The 21,866-nt window shown below is 72.2% G+C and carries 16 protein-coding genes and 1 pseudogene; 9 read left to right on the forward strand and 8 right to left on the reverse strand.

The window, feature by feature from the left end:
- Positions 1–156: 156 nt before the first annotated feature.
- From ACWEPG_RS00080 to ACWEPG_RS00090, 3 genes are all read right to left on the reverse strand, one after another.
- Positions 157–1,152, reverse strand: coding sequence for an aldo/keto reductase (locus ACWEPG_RS00080; protein WP_452593576.1), 996 nt, complete (start codon positions 1,150–1,152; stop codon positions 157–159).
- 79 nt (positions 1,153–1,231) lie between these two features.
- Entirely contained in the window at positions 1,232–1,660 is a 429-nt protein-coding gene (locus tag ACWEPG_RS00085; RefSeq protein WP_452593577.1) for a nitroreductase family deazaflavin-dependent oxidoreductase, read from the reverse strand.
- Positions 1,661–1,755: 95 nt separating this feature from the next.
- Complete coding sequence (locus ACWEPG_RS00090) at positions 1,756–3,087, reverse strand: acetyl-CoA C-acetyltransferase (RefSeq protein ID WP_452593578.1); 1,332 nt, start codon at positions 3,085–3,087, stop codon at positions 1,756–1,758.
- A 130-nt stretch (positions 3,088–3,217) separates the two neighbouring features.
- Between ACWEPG_RS00090 and ACWEPG_RS00095 the strand changes: the two genes are divergently transcribed.
- Together ACWEPG_RS00095 and ACWEPG_RS00100 are read left to right on the forward strand one after the other, a co-directional pair.
- On the forward strand, positions 3,218–4,564 hold the full coding sequence (locus ACWEPG_RS00095) for a 3-oxoacyl-ACP reductase (RefSeq protein ID WP_452593579.1): 1,347 nt from the start codon (positions 3,218–3,220) through the stop codon (positions 4,562–4,564).
- Complete coding sequence (locus tag ACWEPG_RS00100) at positions 4,564–5,448, forward strand: MaoC/PaaZ C-terminal domain-containing protein (protein ID WP_452593580.1); 885 nt, start codon at positions 4,564–4,566, stop codon at positions 5,446–5,448. Before ACWEPG_RS00095 ends, ACWEPG_RS00100 begins: the two co-directional genes overlap by 1 nt.
- A gap of 91 nt (positions 5,449–5,539) precedes the next feature.
- Here ACWEPG_RS00100 and ACWEPG_RS00105 read toward each other — a convergent pair whose 3' ends face one another.
- Entirely contained in the window at positions 5,540–6,133 is a 594-nt protein-coding gene (locus tag ACWEPG_RS00105; protein ID WP_450112018.1) for a TetR/AcrR family transcriptional regulator, read from the reverse strand.
- Positions 6,134–6,262: 129 nt separating this feature from the next.
- Positions 6,263–7,456, reverse strand: a complete 1,194-nt coding sequence (locus ACWEPG_RS00110; protein ID WP_450112017.1) for a glycoside hydrolase family 3 N-terminal domain-containing protein — start codon at positions 7,454–7,456, stop codon at positions 6,263–6,265.
- A 275-nt stretch (positions 7,457–7,731) separates the two neighbouring features.
- Between ACWEPG_RS00110 and ACWEPG_RS00115 the strand changes: the two genes are divergently transcribed.
- The 4 genes from ACWEPG_RS00115 to ACWEPG_RS00130 all read left to right on the forward strand — a co-directional run bounded on the left by ACWEPG_RS00115 (position 7,732) and on the right by ACWEPG_RS00130 (position 14,004).
- Complete coding sequence (locus ACWEPG_RS00115; RefSeq protein WP_450112016.1) at positions 7,732–8,199, forward strand: universal stress protein; 468 nt, start codon at positions 7,732–7,734, stop codon at positions 8,197–8,199.
- A gap of 12 nt (positions 8,200–8,211) precedes the next feature.
- Positions 8,212–9,294, forward strand: a complete 1,083-nt coding sequence (locus ACWEPG_RS00120) for an isochorismate synthase (protein ID WP_452593581.1) — start codon at positions 8,212–8,214, stop codon at positions 9,292–9,294.
- A gap of 86 nt (positions 9,295–9,380) precedes the next feature.
- Positions 9,381–9,551 (forward strand): DUF2613 domain-containing protein, encoded by a 171-nt coding sequence (locus ACWEPG_RS00125; RefSeq protein ID WP_450112014.1) that lies wholly within the window; start codon positions 9,381–9,383, stop codon positions 9,549–9,551.
- Positions 9,552–9,594: 43 nt separating this feature from the next.
- A complete protein-coding gene (locus ACWEPG_RS00130) occupies positions 9,595–14,004 on the forward strand; it encodes an alpha-(1->3)-arabinofuranosyltransferase (protein ID WP_452593856.1) in 4,410 nt (1,469 codons plus the stop codon).
- Between the two features lie 23 nt (positions 14,005–14,027).
- Here ACWEPG_RS00130 and ACWEPG_RS00135 read toward each other — a convergent pair.
- Positions 14,028–15,089, reverse strand: a pseudogene (locus tag ACWEPG_RS00135) (acyltransferase family protein); the annotation flags it as partial.
- A 225-nt stretch (positions 15,090–15,314) separates the two neighbouring features.
- Between ACWEPG_RS00135 and ACWEPG_RS00140 the strand changes: the two are divergent.
- Together ACWEPG_RS00140 and ACWEPG_RS00145 are read left to right on the forward strand one after the other, a co-directional pair.
- Complete coding sequence (locus ACWEPG_RS00140; RefSeq protein ID WP_450112013.1) at positions 15,315–16,496, forward strand: DUF3068 domain-containing protein; 1,182 nt, start codon at positions 15,315–15,317, stop codon at positions 16,494–16,496.
- 151 nt (positions 16,497–16,647) lie between these two features.
- The gene (locus ACWEPG_RS00145; protein WP_452593582.1) at positions 16,648–17,403 is read left to right on the forward strand and encodes a Mut7-C RNAse domain-containing protein; all 756 of its coding nucleotides are present in this window, start codon (positions 16,648–16,650) and stop codon (positions 17,401–17,403) included.
- A 33-nt stretch (positions 17,404–17,436) separates the two neighbouring features.
- On the opposite strand, the gene ACWEPG_RS00150 is transcribed toward ACWEPG_RS00145, so the two are convergent.
- Positions 17,437–18,663, reverse strand: a complete 1,227-nt coding sequence (locus ACWEPG_RS00150; protein ID WP_450133364.1) for a polysaccharide biosynthesis protein — start codon at positions 18,661–18,663, stop codon at positions 17,437–17,439.
- An 80-nt stretch (positions 18,664–18,743) separates the two neighbouring features.
- Here ACWEPG_RS00150 and ACWEPG_RS00155 point away from each other — a divergent pair, with 80 nt between their 5' ends.
- Complete coding sequence (locus ACWEPG_RS00155) at positions 18,744–20,585, forward strand: hypothetical protein (protein WP_452593583.1); 1,842 nt, start codon at positions 18,744–18,746, stop codon at positions 20,583–20,585.
- Here ACWEPG_RS00155 and ACWEPG_RS00160 read toward each other — a convergent pair.
- Positions 20,514–21,758 carry a glycosyltransferase family 4 protein gene (locus ACWEPG_RS00160; protein WP_450112009.1) on the reverse strand — a complete coding sequence of 415 codons (1,245 nt, stop codon included), beginning with the start codon at positions 21,756–21,758 and terminating at the stop codon, positions 20,514–20,516. The genes ACWEPG_RS00155 and ACWEPG_RS00160 overlap by 72 nt on opposite strands.
- Between the last annotated feature and the right edge of the window lie 108 nt (positions 21,759–21,866).

The following is a 21,866-nucleotide window of genomic DNA, read 5'->3' on the forward strand; positions in this document are numbered from 1 at the left end:
ATGCGGGGCTCGTTGACCACTTCGTGATCTACACAACACAACGCCCACGGATGGCCGTGACCTTCGACGAGACGTCGGTCGCGGGCCCGTGACACTTTCCGGGCCCGCGACCGACGGCCGCGGGCCCGGAAAGCTCAGACGATCCCGGCAGACGTCCTACTCCCTGCCGAGGGACACCCAACTCGGGTCCGCCGAACGCGCCCCGACGGTGATCGCGGCCAGTTCGTCGAGCCGCGCGACACGGTCCGCGGGGAGGTCGAGTTCCACCGCCGCGGCGTTCTCCTCGACCCGGGCGGCGAAACGCGTGCCCGGGATCGGCACGACCGGCAGCGCGAACTCGCGGCCCTTGGCGTAGAGCCAGGCCAGCACCACCTGGGCGGGCGTCGCGTCGGACTCGCGGGCCACCTCGCCGATCACCTCGAGCACCTTCGCATTGCCGGCGAGCGCGTCGGCATCGAACCGGGGGAACCGGCGGCGCAGGTCGGACGCGCCGAGGGCGGCCGGGTCGTAGGTCCCGGCGAGGAAGCCACGGCCGACCGGCGAGTAGGGCACGAATCCGACCCCGAGTTCAGCCGCGGTCGGGACGACGTTGCGCTCGACGTCCCTGCTCCACACGCTCCACTCGCTCTGGATCGCGGCGATCGGGTGGACCGCGTGCGCCCGGCGCAGTTCGTCGCCCGTCGCCTCCGACAGACCCAGGTGCCGCACCTTGCCCGCGGCCACCAGCTCCGCCATCGCGCCGACCGTCTCCTCGATCGGAACGTTCGGATCGACCCGATGCAGGTAGTAGAGATCGACGCTGTCGACACCGAGGCGGCTCAGCGACGCGTCCAGGAAGCCCGCGACATGCTCGGGCCGCCCGTCGATCCCCCGCTGTCCGGCGGCGACGTTGCCGACGAGACCGAACTTGGTGGCCAACTGCACCTCGTCGCGCCGGGTGCGCAGCACCTCACCGACGGCCTTCTCGCTCGCACCCTCCCCGTACACGTTGGCGGTGTCGAGGAAGGTGACGCCGATGTCGATCGAGTGGTGAAGTGTGGCGAGGGCCTGCGCCGGGTCCACCGGCCCGTAGACCGGGGCGACCGACATGGCGCCGTAACCCTGGGCGCTGACCTCGAGTCCGTCGGCGAGTGCAATGGTGCGAACAGTCATGGTTCGCATCCTCACCCACCGCGCACCGGAACGCACGGTCTGAAATCAGCGTGATCGCAGCGAACCGCCGCGCGCCGGGTCAGATCCGCCGCAGCGCCAGCACCGGAATGGTGCGGACGCCCCTGGTCCGCTGCTCGTACTCGGCGAATCCCGGGTAGCGCCCGGCCTGCTCGGCGTAGATGCGGTCGCGGTCCGGGCCGGTCACCTCGGTGACGGTCACCCGGTACGTCTCGGTACCGCGCTCGATCTCGGCTTCGCCCGCCGCGGTCACGTTGAAATACCAGGCCGGGTTCTTCGGAGCACCCGCCAAGGTGGCGAAGACGTAGATCGTGTCCGGGTCCTGGTCGTCGGGCAGGCACATCACCGGATTCACCACGTGGCGGCCGCTCTTGCGACCACGGTGATGGAGCAACACCAGCGGCGCGCCCTCGAACTGCCCGCCGACCCGGCCATCGTTGGCCCGGAACTCGGCGATGATCTTCGTGTTCCAGTCGTCGTTGTCACTCATGACGTCCATCGTCGTCCAGCCGGCCCGCATTCGCGAGACACACGGCGGCGGGGCGGCACCGTCGTCCAGGTGCCGCCCCGCCGGGTTCCGCGCGGCTACCGCTCGATGATCGCGGTGACGCCCTGGCCGCCTGCCGCGCAGATGGAGACCAGACCGCGGCCGGATCCCTTCTCCGCCAACATCTTTGCCAGCGAGGCCACGATGCGTCCACCGGTCGCGGCGAACGGATGTCCGGCCGCGAGCGAGGAGCCGTTGACGTTGAGCTTGCTGCGGTCGATCTTGCCGAGCGCGCCGTCGAGACCGAGCCGCTCCTTGCAGTACTCGTCCGACTCCCACGCCTGCAGGGTCGCGAGGACGACCGAGGCGAACGCCTCATGAATCTCGTAGTAGTCGAAGTCCTGCAGCGTCAGACCGTTTCGGGCGAGCAGCCGCGGCACCGCGTAGGTGGGCGCCATCAGCAGTCCGTCGTCGCCGTGCACGTAGTCGACGGCCGCGGTCTCCGAGTCCACCAGGTGCGCGAGCACCGGCAGGTTGCGCTGCGCGGCCCACTCGTCGGTGGACAGCAGCACCGCCGAGGCGCCGTCGGTGAGCGGGGTGGAGTTGCCGGCCGTCATCGTCGCGTCGCCGAGCTTGGTGCCGAACACCGGCTTGAGTGTCGCCAGCTTCTCCACCGTCGACCCGGGGCGCAGGTTGTCGTCGCGGGTCAGGCCGAGGAACGGGGTGACCAGGTCGTCGAAGAAGCCGCGGTCGTACGCGGCGGCCATGTTCTTGTGGCTGGCGGCGGCCAGCTCGTCCTGGTCCTCGCGGCGGACGCCGAACTCCTTGGCGGTGATCGCGGCGTGCTCGCCCATCGACAGCCCGGTCCGCGGCTCACCGTTGCGGGGGATCTCGATGCCGACCATGGACGGGCGGACGTGTCCGAGCAGCTTGACGCGGTCCGCGGTGGTCCGGGCGCGGTTGACCGAGAGCAGGAACTCGCGCAGTTCGTTGTTCACCCCGATCGGGGCGTCGGAGGTGGTGTCGCTGCCGCCGCCGACACCGGCGTCGATGCGGCCGGCCGCGATCGCGTCGCCGACCGCGATGACCGACTGCAGACCGGTGCCGCACGCCTGCTGCAGGTCGTAGGCGGGAGTGTAGGGGCTCAACGCACTGCCGAGCACGGACTCGCGGATCAGGTTGAAGTCACGGCTGTGCTTGAGCACCGCGCCGCCGACGACCATGCCGAGCCGCTCGCCCTGCAGGTTGAACCGGCTGACCAGGCCGTCCAGCGTGGCGGTGAACATGTCCTGGTTGGACGCCTGCGCGTACGCCTTGTCCGAACGCGCGAACGGGATACGGTTGCCGCCGACGATGGCGACGGGGCGCAGCCCGCGCCCGCCGGTGGACGCGGCGGCCGGCTTCTTGGTGGAACGCGCTCTGGTGGTCACGGTGTCTCCATCTGGACGAGGTCTCGATGTCGAGGCTGTGCCTCGACACCAAACTTACTTCAGAGTAAGTTCATTGTCGACACCGCACCCGGTGCCCGGGTGCACGAAATACCGACCAAGAAGGTGGACCGTGGCAGCCAGCAAGGGCGCTCCCGACCTCTACTCCCAGTTCCTCAACTCCGCGCCGGGCGCGTTCATCGCCAAGCAGGCCGGGCTGCCGCAGCCGGAGCACCTGCGCCGCTACAAGGCGGGCGAGCCCGCCCTGGCGGGCCCGATCCTCATCGGCGGCAACGGCCGCCTCGTCGAGCCACTGCGCGAACTGCTCTCCGACTACCCCGCCTCGCAGCCGCACGACGACCGCCACGGCGCCCTCGTCTTCGACGCCACCGGCATCTCCCAGGTCACCGACCTGGTGCAGCTGTTCGAGTTCTACCAGCCGGTGATCCGCAATCTCGCGCCGTGCGCCCGCGTCGTCGTCCTGGGCACCACCCCCGAAGAGACCGGCGGCGTCGACGAGCACATCGCCCAGCGTGCACTCGAGGGCTTCACCCGCAGCATCGGCAAGGAGATCAAGCGCGGCGCCACCGCCCAGCTCGTGTACGTCTCCCCGAAGGCGTCCGCCGGGCTGTCCGGGGTCGAGTCCACCCTGCGCTTCCTGCTCTCGGCCAAGTCCGCATTCGTCTCCGGCCAGGTCATCCGGATCGGCGGCGCCGACGCGACGGCGCCGCAGTCCTGGGAGAAGCCCCTCGACGGCAAGGTCGCCGTCGTCACCGGCGCCGCCCGCGGCATCGGCGCGACCATCGCCGAGGTGCTGTCCCGCGACGGCGCGCACGTGGTGTGCGCGGACATCCCCGCCGCAGGCGAGGCGCTGTCCGAGACCGCGAACAAGGTCGGCGGCACGTCCCTGGCACTCGACGTCACCGCCGAGGACGCCGCCGACAAGCTCGCCACCCACCTGCTCGAGCGGCACGGCGGCGCGGACATCATCGTCCACAACGCAGGCATCACCCGGGACAAGACCCTCGCCAACATGGACGAGGCCCGCTGGAACATGGTGATCGGCGTGAACCTGCTTGCGCCGCAGAAGATCACCGACCACCTCGTCGCGAAGGGCGCACTCAAGGAGGGAGGCCGCGTGATCGACGTGTCCTCCATCGCCGGCATCGCGGGCAATCGCGGCCAGACCAACTACGGCACCTCCAAGGCCGGTGTCATCGGCCTGGTGCAGGCCACCGCGCCGGTGCTGGCGGAGAAGAACATCACCATCAACGCCGTCGCGCCCGGCTTCATCGAGACGGCGATGACCGCGGCGATCCCGTTCGCGACCCGTGAGGCCGGCCGCCGGATGTCCTCGCTGCTGCAGGGCGGGCAGACCGTCGACGTGGCCGAGACGGTCGCGTACTTCGCCAGCCCCGCGTCGAACGCCGTCACCGGTCAGATCGTCCGGGTCTGCGGCCAGTCCCTGCTGGGGGCGTGATGACCGGTCGCACAGTCGAACTCACACACCAGCCGGGCGCCCTCGACAACTACGTGCGCGCCGCTGTGAGCGCGCTACCGTTCGCGAAGCCGTCCGGGCGCCGGAGCCTGCCGAAACAGACGCTGGCACTGTCGGGTCTGCGAGTCGACCATGACAACCTGGCCGCGTACGCGAAGGTGTGCGGGCTGCGGTTCGGCGACACGCTGCCGATCACGTATCCGTTCACCCTCGTGTTCCCGACCGTGATGCGTCTGCTCACCTCACGCGAGTTCCCTTTCCCGGCAATCGGTTCCGTGCACATCGACAACGTGATCGAGCAGCTGCGGCCGATCTCGGTGAGCGAGCCGCTGGACATCGCGGTGCACGCCGAGAACCTGCGCCCGCATGCGAAGGGAACCCAGGTCGACCTCGTCAGCGAGGTCTCGGTGGGGCGTGAACTGGTGTGGCGCCAGGTCAGCACCTTCCTGAAGATGCACGCCACCGACGCACCCAAGGAACCGAAGACCGAGCACGAGGAGGAGGCACCGCCGCGGCCGATGCGCACCCTGCGGGTGGACCAGAAGACCGTCAGCCGCTACGCCGCGGTCTCCGGGGACCGCAACCCCATCCACGTCTCGTCGCTGGGCGCCAAGGCCTTCGGGTTCCCGGGCACCATCGCGCACGGAATGTGGAGCGCCGCCGCGATCCTCGGCGCCGTCGAGGGTCGCATCCCGGATTCCGTGACCTACCGCGTGAAGTTCGGCAAGCCGGTGGTGCTGCCTGCGACGGTGAACGTCTACGCCGAGCAGGTCGCGAGCTCCGCCGAATCTGCCGGCAGCGGATGGGACCTCGCGTTGCGGCACCCGAAGAAGGGCTACCCGCACCTGACTGCCACCCTGCGCTGACGGCGACCCGCCTGGTCAAGGGCACCTTCGTTCGGCCTGACCGCACGAGGGTGCCCTTCAGCCCGAAGGCGGGGGCAACAGCGGCGAGGGCCTATTTCTTCTTGCCGGCCAGGCCGCGCCAGGCGAGGGCCTCGAGCAGGTCCGCGGCCTTCTCGACTGCGATCTCGCCGCCGGCGACGCGGTCCGCGACCGCCTCGCCCGCGCCGACCAGAGCGACGGCCATGATGCCGAAATCGGTGTCGGGCTCGGGCTCCTTGGTGCTCGACTCGAGCAGTTTCGCGGTCAGTTCGATCAGCCGGTCGCGGCTGGTGCGGACCTGCGTCGCGAACGTCTGCTCCCCCATCGACTGGCGGTACAGCACCATCCAGGACGACCGGTGCTCGCCGACGAACCCGAGGAACCCGACCAGCGCGGCCCGCAGCTGCTCGCGGGGCGTCAGATTGGGGTCGGCGGCGGGCGTGATGGCCTCGACGAACCGCTGCCCCTCACGGGCGATGCAGGCGGAGAACAGTTCGTCCTTCGAGCCGTAGTACAGGTACAGCATCGGCTTGGAGATCTCGGCGGCCGCGGCGATCGCGTCCATCGAGGTGTCGTGGTAGCCCTTGGCGGAGAACACCTCGACGGCGGCGTCGAGCATCTGCTGCTCGCGCACCGCGCGCGGGAGCCGTTTGGTTCCGCCGGCCATCGTTCCTCCAGAGTCTGCGGCGCCGACCGTGGTCGGTCCCCAGGGGTCGATCTTACTCTAGAGTAAGAATGGGTGGGTCACCTGCCATTCTGCCCCGACACGCGGCGAGGGAAGTGCACCGCCCCACCGTCAGCAGTGCACGACACCCTTCGCAGTCGCCACCCGCAGCACCGACGCATCGACCTGCGCCTGCGGCAGCCGGCCCGCCGCGACCTCGCTCTCGAGATGGTCGAGAACCTCCGGCACCTCGGCCGTCGTCAACCACAGGGCGACGTCCGCGCCCGCCTCCAGAGCCGCCGCGACGGCCTGCGGCACACTGAGCCGGTCGGTGATCGCCTTCATCCCGGACAGGTCGTCGGTGAAGATCGGCCCGTCGAAAGCCGGTGCGCCGTACCCGGTGCCGGTCCGTAGCAGCGACATCGCCGCCGGACTGATGCTCGCAGGCACCCCCGGCGCGGTCAGACCGGGCACGTCCAGGTGCCCGACCATCACCCCGACCCCGGTGGTGACGAGCGTGCGGTACGGCACCAGGTCGTGGGTCTGCAACTCCGCCAGGGGCGGGGTGGTGACCGCGCCGGTGTGCGAATCCCCCGACGCCGACCCGTGGCCCGGGAAGTGCTTGATCACCGGCAGCACCCCGGCGTCGCGCAGGCCGCGGGCGTACTCCCCGGCGTACTGCGTCACCACGTCCGGATCGTCGGAGAACGACCGGTCCCCGATCACCGAGTTCGCGGGCTGGTCGCTCACGTCGACGACCGGGGCGAAATCGACGGTGATCCCGAGGCCGTGCAGGCCGCGGCCCCGTTCCAGCGCCATCTCGTAGGTCTGTTCGGGTGTCATCGTCTGTGCGACCGTCCGGGGTGCGGGGTCCTCGCCGAGCAGGTCCGCGACCCGCGACACCCGGCCACCCTCCTCGTCGATGCTCACCATCACCGGCACCTTCGCGACCGCCTGCACCTGCGGCACCTGACGGTTCGCCAGCATCGTCTCGTCGGTCCAGCTTCCGACGAAGACGCCACCGACCTGCTCGTCCCGCACGACCGCGACGGCGTCGGCGGTCCCCGCCACCCCGACGTTGAGCAGCTGCGCGAGCCGCTGCCGCGGCGTCAGCCCGGCCAGGAAGTCGGCGCCGCAGGGCGCGCCCGCGAGCGGCGCGGCGGCGGCGCTGCTCTGCGGGGCCGAGGTCGTGGTGAGGTCGGTCGTCTCCGCCGACTCCGCCGCCGGGGTCGTCGCCGTCGTCTCGGTTCCCGAGTCGCCGCAGCCCGCCACCAGCCCGAGGCCGAGCAGCAGCGGAAGAACACGGAACGAGCAGATGCGGGTCATGACAGCGAGCCTAGGGCGTGTCTCCTGAGCCCTCTCGGATGCATCTGGCGAAGCAATCGTCGTCCCGTAAGGCGGAGGAGAAGCCGATACCGCTGTTGTATCGGCGCCGACGACAACGCAACGGGGCGGCGATTGGGCGCCAGAGGCGCCGAAACGGGGATTGGGAGACATGCCCTGGGACCTGCCGACCGGACGCGTCCCGCGGCGACCGCGCTCGACCCGGCCCGACGGGTAGCCTGACAGCAGGATCGTCCCCCCGACTCCAGGAGGTCTCGATGCCCGCGGACCTGATACTCATCGCATACGACGGAACCGACAATTCCAAGCGCGCAATCGAATACGCCGGCCGTTTCCTCAGCGCCGACCGCGCGATCGTGATCACCGCGTGGGAACCGATGGTGCGCCAGGCCGCCCGGATGTCCGGGCTGTCGGGGGTCATGCAGCCCGAGTGGGTTCCCGACGAGGACACCGAGGACATCGCCCTCACCGACGCCAAGACCGTCAACAGCGAGGGCCTCGACCTGGCGCGCAGTGCGGGCCTGAACGCGGAGGGCCGCACCATCGAGTGCGTCACCACCGTCTGGACCACGATCGTCGAGGTCGCCGACCAACTCGACGCCGACATCATCGTCACCGGCACCCGCGGAACCACGGGGCTGAAATCGCTGCTGCAGTCCTCCGTCGCCGACCACGTGCTGCGGCACAGCCACCGGCCGGTGCTGATCGTCCCGCCCGGCAAATAACCTCGCACCCGAGTGAACGGATTCCTCCTCTCCCGCGCCGACCGGACCCTGCGCACCGCGGGAGGCCGAGCGCGCTTCGACACCGTCGACGCCGCCGTGGACGCGCTGGCCGCGGGCGACGTCCCGCTCGTGGTGGGGGCGCTTCCTTTCGATCCGGCCGGCCCGGCCGCGCTGACCGCCCCCGAGACCGCCCGGTTCGACGCCGGTCCGTGGCGTCCCGACGCGGTGCCCGCGCCGCCCCGCGCACGGATCACCGCCACGATTCCCGCACCCGACGAACACCGGAAGCGGGTTGCCGCGCTGGTGTCCCGGCTGCGGGCCGGTGAGCTGGACAAGGTGGTCGCGGCCCGCTCGGTGGTGGTCGAGACCGACACCGAGATGCGTCCGTGGCCGCTGCTGGCGCGGCTGGTCGCCCGCGACCCCGGCGGCAACGGCTTCGGCGTCGACCTGTCTGCCGCGGGGGGCGAGTACATCGGCCGGTCACTGGTCGGGGCCAGCCCGGAACTGCTGCTCGAACGCGTCGGCCGCGAGATCCGCTGCTTTCCGCTCGCGGGCACCGCGCCCCGCCACTCCGACCCCGATGTCGACCAGGCGGAGGGTGACCGTCTGCTCTCGTCGGCGAAGAACCTCGCCGAGCACGCGTTCGTCACCGACCGCATCCGCGCGGTCCTCGCACCGCTGTGCACCGAGCTGACGGTGCCGCGGCCACAACTGATCGGCACCGGCCAGGTGTGGCACCTGGGCACCCCCATCCGCGGCCTGCTCCGTGACCCCGCTCCCACCGCGCTGGAACTGGCCCGACTGCTCCACCCCACCCCGGCCGTGTGCGGCACCCCACTGCAAGCCGCACTGGACGTGATCCGCGAGGTGGAGGAGCCGCGCGGCTTCTACGGCGGCGCCGCGGGCTGGTGCGACGCCGACGGCGACGGGGTGTGGGTGGTCGCGATCCGCTGCGCCGAACTCGACGCCGACGGACGCCGGTTGCGGGCCTGGGCCGGCGGCGGAATCGTCGCCGCGTCCGATCCCGTGGGCGAACTGGCCGAGACCACCGCCAAGCTCGGCACCCTGCTGTCGGCGCTCGACATCACGATCTGAATTCGCCTGCCGCCCCGAAACGGACCGGGCGGGTGATACCTTGGCGCGAACGTTTCCGTCAGGCAGCAGCAATTGGGAGATCCGAGATGAAGTTCCTTGTCCCCGGTGTGGCAAGTGCAGTGATCGGCGCGGTCCTCGGACTGGCCACCGTCTTCGGCGTCACCGCAGCCGCCTCGGACAACACCCGCCCGGACATCGACCGGACCGGGAACGCGAACTCGTCGCTGCTGAACCAGGTGGAGTACGGCAGCCGTTAACAGCACCACTAAGGGCGAGTGGCAGGGTCACTCGCCGATCTCCATCCCCCACGACGCGATCACCGAGACGCCGACCACCGCACCGCTGACCCGGCGGTGGCTGGTCGGCGCCTCGGTCGTCGCGTTTCTGCTCGCATTCGCTCAGGCGCCGGGCCGACTGGTCGCCGACACCAAGTACGACCTGACGCAGAACCCGCTCGGCTTCCTCGAGCGGGCGTCGCACCAGTGGTCGTCGCTCGCACCCCTCGGGCAGGTGCAGAACCAGGCCTACGGCTACTTCTTCCCGCACGGCGCCTTCTTCGGCGTCGGACACGTCCTGCACGTCCCGCCGTGGATCACCCAGCGGATCTGGTGGGCACTGCTGCTCATCGCCGGATTCTGGGGCATCATCCGGCTCGCAGAGGCGCTCGGTGTCGGCTCCCGCAGCTCCCGCATCATCGCGGCGATCGCCTTCGTGCTCTCACCGCGCGTCCTGACCACCCTCGGCTCGATCTCCTCCGAGACGCTGCCGATGATGCTCGCCCCGTGGGTGCTGCTGCCGGTGGTCCTGGCCCTGCAGGCGCCTTCGGCGCTCGTGCGTGGTTCGGGGGTCTCTGGACCCGCAAACCACGCACGAGCAGCGCAGCTGCCACGCCTGGCGGCGCAGTCGGCGGTCGCGGTCGCGCTGATGGGCGCGGTGAACGCCGTCGCAACCGCGGCGGCGTGCCTTGTGACCGCCCTGTGGTGGATCGCGCACCGGCCGAACCGGCGCTGGTGGGTGTTCACCGCGTGGTGGCTTCCGCTGTGCGTGGTTGCCACGGTGTGGTGGATCGTGCCGCTGCTGCTGCTCGGCAAGGTCAGTCCGCCGTTCCTCGACTACATCGAGTCGTCCGGGGTGACGACGCAGTGGACCAGCCTGACCGAGGTGCTGCGCGGCACCGACAGCTGGACCCCGTTCGTCTCCCCCGAACGGATCGCAGGCGCCGTGCTCGTCACGCAGCCCGCCGCCGTCGTTGCGACCGGCGCGCTCGCCGCCGCCGGGATGGCCGGCCTGGCGATGCGGTCGATGCCCGCGAAGGGCCGGCTGACGCTGATCCTGTTCGTCGGTCTCGCCGGGCTCGGCGCCGGCTACGTCGGAGAACTCGGATCACCGATCGCCGACACCGTCCGCATCTTCCTGGACTCCGGCGGCGCGCCGCTGCGCAACGTGCACAAGCTCGAACCGCTCGTCCGGCTGCCGCTCGTGCTCGGGCTCGCACACCTGCTGGCGAAGGTGCCCCTCCCCGGATCGGTGCCGACGCGACGCTGGCGCAGCGCGTTCGCCCACCCCGAACGCGAACCGATGGTGGCGGTGACCAGCCTGATCCTGGTCGCGCTCACGCTCGCGACGTCGCTCGCGTGGACCGGCAAGCTCGCTCCCCGCGGCGCCTACGACGAGGTCCCCGCCTACTGGCACGAGGCCGCCGACTGGCTCGGCGACCACGCCGCCGGCGCCTCACCCGACGGGTCGGACGCCGCCCGCGCGCTGGTGGTGCCGGGGGCGCCGTTCGCCGCGCAGGTGTGGGGCCTGACCCGGGACGAGCCCCTGCAGGCCCTCGCGTCGACCCCGTGGGCGTCCCGCGACGCGGTGCCGCTGGTGCCGCCCGGCGCGATCCGCGCCCTCGACTCCGTCCAGCGCCTGATCGCCGACGGCAGCCCGTCCGCCGGGCTCGCGCAGACCCTGCTCGGGCAGGGCATCCGGTTCGTCGTGGTCCGCAACGACCTCGACCCCGAGTCGTCCCGGTCCACCCGGCCCCTGCTTGTGCATCGGGCGATCGAGGGCTCCCCCGGCCTGACCCGCGTCGCGACGTTCGGGGAGGACGTCGGCCCGGGCGAGGTGGAGGGCATCGTCGCCGACGGCGACCTGCGGCCCCGCTACCCGGCGATCGAGATCTTCCGGGTCGACGCCCCGGAGTCGGGCCCCGCCGCACCGCCCGCGGGCCCGTACACCGTCGACCTGGCCGATGTCCCGTTCGTGCAGGGCGGCCCCGAATCGCTCCAACGGCTGGCGGCCCGGCGCGCGCAGGACGGAGACGGGGTGCCCGCCGGTCCGGTGCTGCTTGCCGCGGACGCCGCCCGCGCCGGACTGCCGATGGACACCGTCACCGTCACCGACACCCCCACCGACCGGGAGACCGACTTCGGGCAGGTCGACAACCACAGCTCCGCGCTGCGCGACCCTGACGACGCGCGCCGGACCCACAACCTGGTCGCTGACTACCCCGTCGACGGAGCGGAGCTGGTCACCGGCCGGTGGGAGGGTGCCCGGATCACCGTGTCGAGTTCGGCGGCCGACGCCACCCAGCTCGGCGGGACGGCACCGGGCAGCGGACCGGCCGCGGTCGTGGACGGCGACCAGGCCACCGGCTGGTTCAGCAACGGCCTGGAAAGCGCTCTGGGGCAATGGCTTCGAATTGACTTCGACGAGCCGGTCACGAGCGCGCTGCTGCACCTGCGGACCAGCGCGGCCGCTCTCGGTGTGCCCGTCAAGCAGCTCGAGGTCACCACCGCCAACGGCAGCACCGCCGTCCGGGTTTCCGAACCCGGGGAGCCACTCAAGGTGTCGCTGCCGCCGGGCCGTACCGACTGGGTGAAGATCACCGCCACCCACACCGAGGACGGTTCCGTCGGAACGCAGTTCGGAATCAGCGAGCTGTCCGTCGACGACTTCACCGACCGCGACGATCCGGTGACGGTGCCGATCCGGCACCACACCGTCCTGCCGCCGACCCCCGCCGGCGCGACCGTCCTCGGCTGGGACCTCGGCCAGGAACTGCCCGGCCGCACCGCCTGCGTCGAGGCGGAGGACCAGGTGCGCTGCCACCCCGGACTCGCCCTGCAGCCGGAGGAGCCCGGCGTCTTCGAACGCACCCTGTCGGTGCCGCAGGACACCGCGGTGGCACCGCGCCTGCTGGTCCGCTCGCGCCAGGGCCCCGAACTCGAGGCGATCCTCGCCGACCCGGCCCGGCCGCGGGCGAGCGGCGACGCAGCCGTGTCGGACGTGCGCAGTTCCCCGGCCGCAGCCGTCGACGGCGACAGGCGGACCAGCTGGACCGCCTCCCGCGACAGCATCGACGGCAAGGGCCCGAAGCCGACGATCACACTGACCCTGCCGGCACCCGTGGAGGTCTCCGGGCTGGAACTGACCCCGAGTACCGGGGCACTTCCCGCCCGCGCCACCCGCGTCGCCGTCGACCTCGGCGCCGGCCCACAGGTGCGGGACCTGACCGACGGCGACCGGATCGCACTGACCCCGAGGGTCACCGACCGCATCGTGGTCAGCATCGTCGACTGGGACGACGTGCTGGACCAGACCGCGCTCGGCTTCGCGCAGCCGGCGCCGCCCGGATTTGCCGAGATCGGCGTGCTCGGCACCGACGCCGAGGGCGCGACCGTCACCGTCGCGGGCACCGGAATCTCGGACGTCCCGGCCGGTGACCGCACCGTCACGGTCGGGTGCGCGGACGGCCCGGTCGTCTCGTTCGCCGGGTCCGTGGTGCACACCACCGTCTCCGCGACCGCTCTGCAGTTGCGTTCCGGCGCACCCGTTCCCGCGACGGTGTGCGCGGTCGACGGGTCGTTCGGGCCGGCCGAGCCCACCGCACCGGTTCCGCTGCCCGCGGGATCACCGTCGGTGGTGGTGGCGCCCGGACCCGCGTTCACTGTCGACGGACTCCGCCTCGACGCCGCCGCGCCGACATCCACTCCGCTGCGCCTCGACCCCGTGTCGACCACCGCCTGGACGGCGAACCACCGCGAACTGACCGTCACGGCCGGCGCCGAGGACCGGCTCCTGGTGAACCCGGAGTCGCAGAACATCGGCTGGGTCGCCACCGCCCCGGACGGCACCGAACTGGCCCCGGTCGTGGTGGACGGCTGGCAGCAGGGCTGGATCGTGCCGGCCGGCACCGACGGCACCGTCACCCTCGAGTTCCCCACCGACCGCTGGTACCGGCTCGGCATCTTCGCCGGACTGCTCGCGCTGATCCCGCTGTTCGTGTTCGCGCTGTGGCCCCGGCGCCGGCCGGGACGCGATCCCGGGCCTGCGCCGCGCACCTGGCACAGCACCGCTGCCGGGGCCGCGGGCATGCTGGCCACCGCGACGGCGGTGGCCGGCTGGCCCGGCGCCCTGGTCGCGGTCGCGGTCCTCGCCGCGGTCGCGGGCATCGGCCGGGCACGCGGACCCGTGACCGCGGCCCGTGTCCTGGTCGGCGCCGCGGGGGTCGGCACCGCGGTCGGCGCCGCGCTGCTCTCGACCGGGCCGTGGCGGTTCCCCGGCGGCTACGTCGGGCACTCGTGGCTGGTTCAGCTGGCCGCGCTGGTCGCGGTCGTCGCGGTCGGATGGTCCGCGGTGCCGCTGTCAGCGACCGCCGCACGCCGCCTGGCCTCCCGCCGGGCCAGGGCGCGGCGCGCCGGCTCCTCGACCAGCGCGTAACTCGCGGACGCCACCGCCAGGCTCAGCACCACCGTCACCACGAGCACGAAGACGAAGTGCCCGTCGAACGGCAGGATGCCGAACACCGGGAACACGATGGAGAGCACCAGCAGGTGCCAGATGAACACGCCGTACGACCAGCGCCCGGCCGCCAGCGCGGCCGGGCCTGCGAGCAGCCGGTGCCGCACTCCGTCGCCGAGCACCAGCGGGGCGAGCAGCGCGAACGCCAGCACCGCACCGAGCGCGATCTTCACCGCGTACTGCCACGCCGCCGCGCGGACGAGGCCCTCCGGGCCGGCGAGGTCGGTGCAGGAGAGCCCGAACGCGACCACCGCGACCGCGGCCATCACCCCGCGGCGGCGGGCGAACCTGTGCACCGGGCCGTCCGAAAGCATGACGAGTTCGGCGAGCAGCATCCCGGCGCCGAACCACGGCAGGTAACCGGGCAGCCAGTTGTCGGAGTGGATGCCGTCGGGGGTGGGGATCGGCAGGAATCCCCAGCCCAGGCTCACCGCCATTGCCGTGAGCAGCACGGGGATCCGCCACCGCGCCGCCGCGCCGCGCAACCGGACCAGAGCAAACGCCAGCAGCGGCAGCACCAGATAGAACGCCACCTCCACCGACAGGCTCCACATCTGGGTCAAGCCATCGGTCAGTGTCAGCGGCACGAACACCTGCACCAGGCCCAGGTTCGCCGCCCACACCTTCCACCCGCCGCCCGCGGCAGGCAGGAAGATCAGTACCACCACGACGACGACCCAATAGGCGGGCAGGATGCGGACCGCGCGGTGCAGGAAGTACCGGCCGGTTCGGGGACGGGCGCCGAGGCCCCGCGCGGCCGCGGCATGCGGACGCCACAACAGGAACCCGGACAGGGCGAAGAACACCGCCACGGCCAGGTCGAATCGCCCCCACACCCGTCCGAGTACCGGTGTCGACACCGCCCCGGTCTGAAAAGCGACGTGGGTGAGCAGCACCCCGAGCGCGGCCAGTCCGCGCATGCCCTCGAGCGCGGGGACGAATCCGCGCGCCGCCAGGTGCGGGGCGGTCGACGGGGTGGCTGTGGGAGCTGCGGTGATATCCATTTCGCGTCCAGTGTGCCCGGCGTGGGACAGATCGGACGTACCGACGAGTTTCGTACCGCGTGCAATATCTGGCGTGCCAGCGCAATCGAGCGCTCGACACTGTTACTGTCTGGGCTCACTGGGTGTCGTTTTGCGACACTCTGCGATCGATGCGGCGCCAGTCACCGCATCACAGGGGCGGCTCATCGGAAGACGGGCTCATCAGGAGACGAAGGAGATTCACGGATGGCGGAACGCTCAGGGCCGAGCAGAACACTCGCCTGCATTCTGGTGGGGCTCGGCGCATTCCTACTGGCAGCCGCTCTGCTGATCCCGACGTACACCGTCGGCAAGCTCAAGAAGACCCCGCTCGACCTCGAGGTCACGACGATCGCCGAGGGCAAGGGTGAGGTCCTCGACTCCAAGTCGCTGACCGCGGGCAAGGCCGTCGTCAACACCGACGTGCCGCTCGTCGCGCAGCGCTACGTCACCGTCGTCGACCCGTCCGACGCCGACCGCATCACCGTCCAGGCCGGTCAGACGCTGCGCCGCACCGACAAGCAGGGCGACACCGGCCTGCTGACCGCGACCATCGACCGCGTCACCCTGGACCGCGTGAGCTCGATGCCGATCCAGGACCCGATCGGCACCATCCAGACCGACGCCAACAAGCCGGCCGAGGAGGTCGAGCACACCGGCCTGCAGTACAAGTGGCCGTTCGACGCCGAGCAGAAGGCGTACCCGTACTTCGACATCAACGCCCGCGAGTCCAAGGACATCGACTTCGTCGAGGAGACGGAGATCAACGGGATGAAGGTGTACCACTACAACCAGAAGGTCGGCCCGGTCGACCTGTCGAAGGTCGTCGCCTCGCCGACCAACAAGCTCTCGCTGCCCGCGGCCACCTGGGGCGTGGAGGGCGGCGACGCCCCCGTCACGATGACCCGCTTCTACGAGAACGAGCGCGACGTGTGGGTCGACCCGGTCACCGGCGTCGTCGTCAAGGGCCAGGAGCAGCTGTACCAGTACTACGCGCGCACCGCGGACAAGCCCGAGGTGACCGTGCTCAAGGCGACGCTGCCGTTCAACGAGGACACCATCGAGTACCAGATCGGGCAGGCCAAGGACGGCCAGGACAAGCTGGCGGTCTTCGGTCGCACCGTGCCGATCATCGCCGGCATCCTCGGCCTGATCTCGCTGATCGCCGGCATCTTCCTCGGCACCCGCGGTGGCCGCGGCGGCGCGAAGCCGGCCGTCGCCGGTGGCGCCCCGGTCGCCCCGGAGGGTGGCACCGCGCCGGACACCCACTCGGGCAACTACAACGAGCCCGACACCGAGCTGATCCCGCGCCACGACTACACCTCCGACGAGACCGTCGAGATCCCGCAGGTCAAGCCCGACCAGGATCCGCCGACCACCCGTCTGTAGACAGATGCAGCGAAGGGCCCGCACTCACCGAGTGCGGGCCCTTCGCGTTGCACCACCCCCGGTGTGACCGAATGGGCCATTCGGTCACTCAGACCGTCCAGGTGACCCATTCGGTCGGTCCCGGCGGGCGTAGGTTGAGGCCGGGGGCTGTATGGCTGCCACCGACCGGCACTGCGAGTTCCGCTTCTACGAGGAGCTGAACGAATTCCTCGCGCCGAGTCTGCGCAGGCGGACCTTCCGGCACGACTTCACCGGCACCCCCTCGGTGAAGGACCGCATCGAGGCGTTCGGGGTGCCGCACACCGAGGTGGACCTGATCCTCGTCGACGGTGCACCCGTCGGATTCGACCGGCTGCTGCGCGGCGGCGAACGGGTCGCGGTGTACCCGGTGTTCGAACGCTTCGACCTGTCGGGAACGACCCGGCTGCGGCCGCGACCACTGCGGCAACCCCGGTTCGTTGCCGACGTGCACCTGGGCCGGCTGGCGTCGTACCTGCGCCTGCTCGGCTTCGACTGCCGGTACCGCAACGACGCCGACGACGCCGACCTGGTCGCGGTGTCCGTCTCCGAGTCACGCACGCTGCTGACCCGCGACGTCGGGCTGCTGCGCCGGTCCGCGGTGACGCGGGGCGCGTTCGTGCACGCCACCGAGCCGCGCCTCCAGCTGCTGGAGGTGCTCGACCGGTTCGACCTGCACGGGCAGATCAGGGCGTTGACGAGGTGCGCGCGCTGCAATGGTGTGCTCGACCCGGTCGCGCGGGGTCGGGTGCGGGACCGGGTGCCCGGCAGCGTCGCCCGCGAACAGACCCGGTTCAGCCGGTGCCGCGACTGCGGTCGGGTGTACTGGCCCGGCGGGCACGTCACCCGGCTGCGGCGACGGCTCGCGGAGGTCGGGGTGCGGCTGTGAGCCCCCCCGGGACTTCCCCGATGGCCCGTTCGTTCAGTCGGAGCGATCCGATGGGACATTCGGGAACCCCGGGGAGGGCGGTTCGGCGCCGCGCAGTACCAGCAGGCTCGCGGCGGCCGCGGTGACGGCGGCGACGGTGGCCGCGACGGCAATCAGCTGCGACATGCTCGTCACCGCCGTGAGGACCACCGCCACCTCGACCGCCAGACCCAACCAGGCGACGCCCGCCAGCCACGTGCGTTCCCGCGCGATCGCCGACAGCAGCGCACCCTGCAGGACCGCCAGGCAGGCACCGGAGAGCGCGAACGCCCACAGCAGTCCCCGCACCGGAGCGTACGACTCCCCGAGCAGCGCGGGGACGAGCGGCGCGACGACCGCGGCCGCGACGACCGTGACGGCGCCGACCGCGACCAGCACGCCGAGCGCCGAGCGCACCGCCTGCGCCGAGTGCTCCGGGTTGGCCATCCGCGGGTACAGCACCACCCCGACCGCGGCGGGCAGCCAGAACGCGACCTTGGTGGCGACCGCGCCGAGTGCGTACTGCCCGGCCTGGTGCTCGTCGAGCACGATCCGCGCGAGCAGCACGTCCACCGACGAGAGCACGATCAACGCGAGCTGCACCTGCGAGGCCCGCAGCACGGCGGCGAGGGCGACCGCGGTCCGTGGGGTCGCGCGCGGCGGACCGTCTCCGGTGAGCAGCCGCGCGGCGACCGCGACCGCGCCGGTCCCGACCGCGGACGCGGTGAGGGCGGCCCCGGGACCGCCGCCGAGCACCAGCACGGCGACCGCGGGTGCCACCTTCCCGATGCCTGCCGCGGCGAGCACCACCGCCAGCGCCGCGAACCTCCCGGCGCCCTGCAGCAGGCCCTGCTCACCGGCCAGGAGCACCAGCATCGGCGCGGTGAGCAGCGCGGCCGCGGTGGCGGCGACCCCGGTGTCCAGGATCGTGGCGATGGGGACGACCAGCAGCGCCGCGAGGACCGCGACGATGGCCGTGGCGCGGGCGGCCAGGCGGCGCAGCGCGGCGTCGTCGCCGCCGAGCACCACCTCCCGCGCGATGACGGTCTGCAGGGCGAGGGCGGGCACCGCGAGGACCAGCTGCGCGGCGGTGAGCGCGGCGAACTCTCCGTACCCGGCCGGGCCGAGCCACCGGGCGGCGAGCAGCGCCAGCAGGTAGGACAGGGCGTTCGCGGTCATCGACCCGGCGGTCACCATCGTCATCCCGGCCACGGCGGAGCCGGCGGCGGGGCGAGGTGTCATCCGCCCATGATGGCACCCGGCCACGCGTGTCCCCCACCGCCGCCCGAATACGCCCGCACGTCCCCTATAACGTGTGGTCCATGATCGAGCGGCCCGTGGGGCTCACCCGGGCCCCCGGGCCCGCACGGCCGGCCCTGTTCCTGGTGCCCGGGTACAGCCTGGCGTTGACGTTGCTGATTCTGGGTCCGCTGCTCGGGCCCGGGTATCTGCTGCTGCGGGACGCGGTGAGCACTCCGCGGTCGTACCTGACGGATTCGGCGTTGGGGCTGTCGGACGCGGCGGCGCGGGCGGTGCCGCAGGACGCGGCGGTCGCGGCGGCGTCGACGGTCGTGGACGGCGGCATCGTGGTCAAGGCGATCCTGCTGCTCGCATTGTGGGCGGCCGGGTGGGGCGCGGCGCGCATGGTGGCGACCCTCCTGCCCTCCGCCGGAACCGCCGCCCGGCTGGTGGCGTCGACGGTGACGCTGTGGAACCCGTATGTCGCCGAGCGCCTGCTGCAGGGGCACTGGAGTCTGCTGGCCGGGTACGCGGCGCTGCCGTGGATCGTGGTGGCGGCGCAGAGGATTCGCCGCGCGCGCACGCTCCGCTCCCCACTGCTGTGGGCCCCGCTCGCCCTGCCGCTGGCCGCGGCCGGGCTGACCCCGACCGGCGCGGTGCTGGCATCGCTGCTGACGCTGGTGCTGCTCGCGGCACCGGGCGGCCGGGCTCCGCGCCTGCCTCGTGTCGGCGTCGGGGCGGCGCTCGCGGTCGCGGCGTCGGCGCCGTGGCTGGTCGCGACGGCGCTGTCGGGTGCGGGCGCGCAGGGGGCGGATGCGGCCGGGGCGGCGGCGTTCGCGGCCCGCGCGGAGCCGGGACTGGCCACGCTCGGCAGCCTCGCCGGCCTCGGCGGCATCTGGAACGCGGACGCGGTGCCGGGCAGCCGGACGACACCGTGGGCACTGGTCGGCACGGTCGTGCTGCTCGCGGTGGTCGGCTGCGGGCTGCCCGCGCTGTGGCGCAGGCGCGGCAACCCGGTGCTGGTCGCGCTGGCCGTACTCGCGGGGCTCGCGGTGGCGCTGCCCGCGCTCGCGGCGACCGGCCCCGGCCTGGTGGCCGGCGAGTGGGCAATGGTGCACGTGCCCGGGTACGGGTTGCTGCGCGACGCCCAGAAGTGGGTGGCCCTCGCGGTGCCGTTCTACGCGCTGGCCGCGGCCGCCGGCGTCGCGGCGGGCGCGCGTCTGGCACGTCGGGTGTTCGCGCCGGAGCGGACGGGCGGCCGGGAGCGGACCGGGGTCGCCGCCGGGGTCGTGATCGTCGCGGTGCTGCTGTCGCTGCCGGACCTGGCGTGGGGTGTGGGGGGTGCGCTGCGTCCGGTGCACTATCCGACGTCGTGGCAGCAGGTCGCGGCACTGCTCGACGGCGAGGACGGCGACGTCGCGGTGCTTCCGGTGGGCACGTTCCGCCGCTTCCCGTACTCCGGGCCTGCGCCGGTCCTGGATCCCGCGCCGCGGATGCTGCCACTCGACGTGCCGCAGACCGGGCGCCTCCTCGTCCTCCCTTCGGAGCCGACGTTCACCGGCGCCGGGTTCACCGAGATCACCGGGGAGGGTGGCCGGGCCGCGGAGGTCGAGCTCGTGCTGCTCGGCGGGGGCACCGCGGCGGACCTGTCCGCGCTCGGTGTCGGCTGGGTGCTCGTCGAGAAGGGCACCCCGGGCCTGCCCGGCGACCAGGAGTTGCTCGCCGGGCTGGATCACGTCTTCGGCGACGAGCACCTGACCCTCTATCGGGTGCCCGGCGACCCGGCGCCGCAATCGGAGCGCGGTGCGACGCGGATCGCGTTGGCCGCCGCCCACCTGGTGTGGGCGGCGCTGCTAGCGGGCGGCGGACTCGGCTGCGTACTCGGCGTCCGGCATCGCCGCCGGGTCCGCACCGATCAGCCCTGACACGTGGCGGCCGGCGGCGGATTCGGCGAGCACCCGGTGCACGCCGGCCGCGGTCTGCGACCACGAGAACTCCCGCGCCCGCGACCGCGCTTTCTCGCCCAGCTCGGTGCGGTGCTCCGCGTCCAGCAGCAGTTCCTCGACGGCGTCCGTCAGCGCGGTCACGTCCTCGGCGTTGTCGGCCGGATCGGCGACGTCGGCCCCGACCACCAGGCCGGTGACCCCGTCCACGATGGAATCGGTCAGGCCGCGGGAGCTTCGGTAGCCGACGGTCGGTACACCGTGCTGCGCCGCCTCGATCACCGCCAGGCCCCAGCCCTCCTTGCGGGACGGCATCACGTGCACCCAGGCCCGGGAGAGCAGTTCGTGCTTGCGGTGCTCGGACACGTGACCGTGGAAGGTCACCGCGTCCGCGATGCCGAGGTCGGCCGCGCAGGCCCGCAGGTTCTCCTCCCACCAGCCGCCGCCGATGACGTCCAGGTGCAGCGCGGGGATGCGGTCCCGCAACGTCGCGACCGCGGTGAGCGCGTCCTCGATCTGCTTGTGCGGCACCAGCCGTGACAACACGCAGATGCTCGGGTGCGCCGTGCGGGTGCCCGCGTCCCCGACCGGCGCGGTCGCGGGCACCGGGTCGACGCCGTTGCGGACCACGGCGACGCGGCCGCGATCGACGCCGAGCGCGTCGAGCTCCTCCGCGGACGGCAGCGACACCGTCAGGTACTGGTTGCCGCGGTGCAGCCGCGGCGAGAGCCGGGACTCGACCCACCAGCCGATCCGTCCGACCAGCCGGCCGGCCACGGGCCACTGCTCGCGGTGGCAGTGGTGCACGAGCACGGTGCTCGGGGCGCCGGCCACCAGCCGAGCGAAGAAGGGGATGCCGTTCTGGGTGTCGATGACGGCGTCCGGCGCGAGGCCCCTGAGCGGTCCGAAACCGAACCGGCCGGCGGCGATCGCGGCGAGGGCACGCGGATAGACGGTGAACCGGCCACCACCCCGGCTGATCCGGATACCGTCGACGACTTCCTCGCGCGGGGCGCCCGGATAGGAGGCCGTGCGGAGTGTCACCGAGATGCCGCGCGCGGCCAGACCGGCGCCGACCTGCTCGAGATAGCGTTCGCTGCCGCCGCCCTGGGGATGCCCGGTGTCGCGCCAGCACAACAACAGAACCTCGCGCACGGCACTACTCCTGGACCTCGGGCGTGTCGACCGCGGCGGCGGCCGGTGCACACCTTATCGGCTCAGCCCGGCCTGATGGTGCGGTCCGACCGCACCGTTTCCGGACCG

Source organism: Rhodococcus sp. NPDC004095 (genome assembly GCF_053604015.1).

Excerpts from the sequence above, each read along its gene's own strand:
- ACWEPG_RS00080 (WP_452593576.1), bottom strand. The coding sequence starts at position 1,152 with ATGACTGTTCGCACCATTGCACTCGCCGACGGACTCGAGGTCAGCGCC.
- ACWEPG_RS00085 (WP_452593577.1), bottom strand. The coding sequence starts at position 1,660 with ATGAGTGACAACGACGACTGGAACACGAAGATCATCGCCGAGTTCCGG.
- ACWEPG_RS00100 (WP_452593580.1), top strand. The coding sequence starts at position 4,564 with ATGACCGGTCGCACAGTCGAACTCACACACCAGCCGGGCGCCCTCGAC.
- ACWEPG_RS00105 (WP_450112018.1), bottom strand. The coding sequence starts at position 6,133 with ATGGCCGGCGGAACCAAACGGCTCCCGCGCGCGGTGCGCGAGCAGCAG.
- ACWEPG_RS00110 (WP_450112017.1), bottom strand. The coding sequence starts at position 7,456 with ATGACCCGCATCTGCTCGTTCCGTGTTCTTCCGCTGCTGCTCGGCCTC.
- ACWEPG_RS00115 (WP_450112016.1), top strand. The coding sequence starts at position 7,732 with ATGCCCGCGGACCTGATACTCATCGCATACGACGGAACCGACAATTCC.
- ACWEPG_RS00125 (WP_450112014.1), top strand. The coding sequence starts at position 9,381 with ATGAAGTTCCTTGTCCCCGGTGTGGCAAGTGCAGTGATCGGCGCGGTC.
- ACWEPG_RS00140 (WP_450112013.1), top strand. The coding sequence starts at position 15,315 with ATGGCGGAACGCTCAGGGCCGAGCAGAACACTCGCCTGCATTCTGGTG.
- ACWEPG_RS00145 (WP_452593582.1), top strand. The coding sequence starts at position 16,648 with ATGGCTGCCACCGACCGGCACTGCGAGTTCCGCTTCTACGAGGAGCTG.
- ACWEPG_RS00150 (WP_450133364.1), bottom strand. The coding sequence starts at position 18,663 with ATGACACCTCGCCCCGCCGCCGGCTCCGCCGTGGCCGGGATGACGATG.
- ACWEPG_RS00155 (WP_452593583.1), top strand. The coding sequence starts at position 18,744 with ATGATCGAGCGGCCCGTGGGGCTCACCCGGGCCCCCGGGCCCGCACGG.